Source organism: Bradyrhizobium cytisi, assembly GCF_008123515.1.
GTDB classification, from domain to species: Bacteria; Pseudomonadota; Alphaproteobacteria; order Rhizobiales; family Xanthobacteraceae; genus Bradyrhizobium; species Bradyrhizobium cytisi.
The window spans coordinates 1-1,232 of sequence record NZ_VSSR01000057.1 but is presented as its reverse complement, the minus strand read 5'-3'; the positions used below and the strand labels follow the sequence as shown (position 1 = coordinate 1,232).

Here is a 1,232-nt window from a genome sequence, read left to right as displayed (position 1 = left end):
GTCCAGACCGGATAGAGAGGTAACACAGTAGACCGGATGGATGGGTGACAGTTCTCTGTCGGCTGGGAGGATCAGCCGATGCCTTGGCGGGAGAGCTGTGCAATGGACCAGCGGGTTAGCTTCATCTCGGATCAGCGAAGCGGAATGTGGACGATGACGGAGCTTTGCGAACGCTACGAGATTAGCCGCAAGACCGGTTACAAATGGTTGGATCGCTACCAGCTGGAAGGGCCTAGAGGGCTTGCGGATCGCTCGCACGCGGCGCGGGTGCATGGGCGCGCGACGCCGCAGCACATCGTGGATGCGATTGTGGGGCTGCGGCTCGAGCGGCCGAGCTGGGGGCCGCGCAAGATCGTAAGCAAGCTCGAGGCTCGCCAGGGGGATGTCAATTGGCCATCAGCCTCGACGGCAGGCGAGATCCTCAAACGGGCGGGACTGGTCAGCAGCCGTCGGGTCCGGCGACGTGCGCCGCCGCGGATGGGGCAACTGACGGTGCCTCAGCATGCCAACCATGTATGGGCTCTCGATCACAAGGGTTGGATCCGACTGGGGGATGGCTCTCGCGTTGAACCGTTCACGGCGACCGATGGCTTCAGCCGCTATTTGATTAGCCTGGCGGCGACGGGCAGCACGCAATGTGCCGAGTGCCAGCCGCCGCTGGAACGGGCGTTTCGCGAGTACGGCTTGCCGCAGATCATCCGCTCCGACAACGGTTCGCCGTTCGCCTCGACCGGAACCACGGGTCTGACGGCGCTGTCGGTATGGTGGATCAAGCTTGGCATCCGCCATGAACGGATTGATCCTGGCCATCCGCAGCAGAACGGCCGGCACGAGCGTTTTCACCTCACGCTCCTGGAAGCCATGCGGCCACCGCCGCCGACCCAGGCTGCGCAGGCCCGTCGGTTCGCGGCATTTGTGCGCGACTATAACGAAGAACGGCCACACGAATCGCTTGGCCAATACCCACCTGCCAGCGTCTATCAGCCTTCGCCTCGTGCAATGCCAAGGCGGCTTCCCGAGCCGGATTATCCAGCTGAAGCCGCAGTGCGCCAGGTCCGCTCCAACGGCGAGATCAAATGGCGGGGCGATCTCATCCACATCTGCAGCGCTCTCGTCGGTGAAGCGGTTGCCGTCGAGGAAACCGAGGACGGATACTGGCAAGTGCGCTTCTTCGACGTACCGATCGGCATCATCGACCAGAAAACACACAAGCTCCGGCGCTGCGCTAGCGC

Annotated in this window: 1 protein-coding gene; it reads left to right on the top strand. The window is 63.3% G+C overall.

From position 1 onward, the window contains the following. Positions 1 to 102 precede the first annotated feature (102 nt). Positions 103 to 1,232 (top strand): integrase core domain-containing protein (locus FXB38_RS30260; RefSeq protein WP_148754643.1); only part of this gene is annotated, 1,130 nt, incomplete at its 3' end.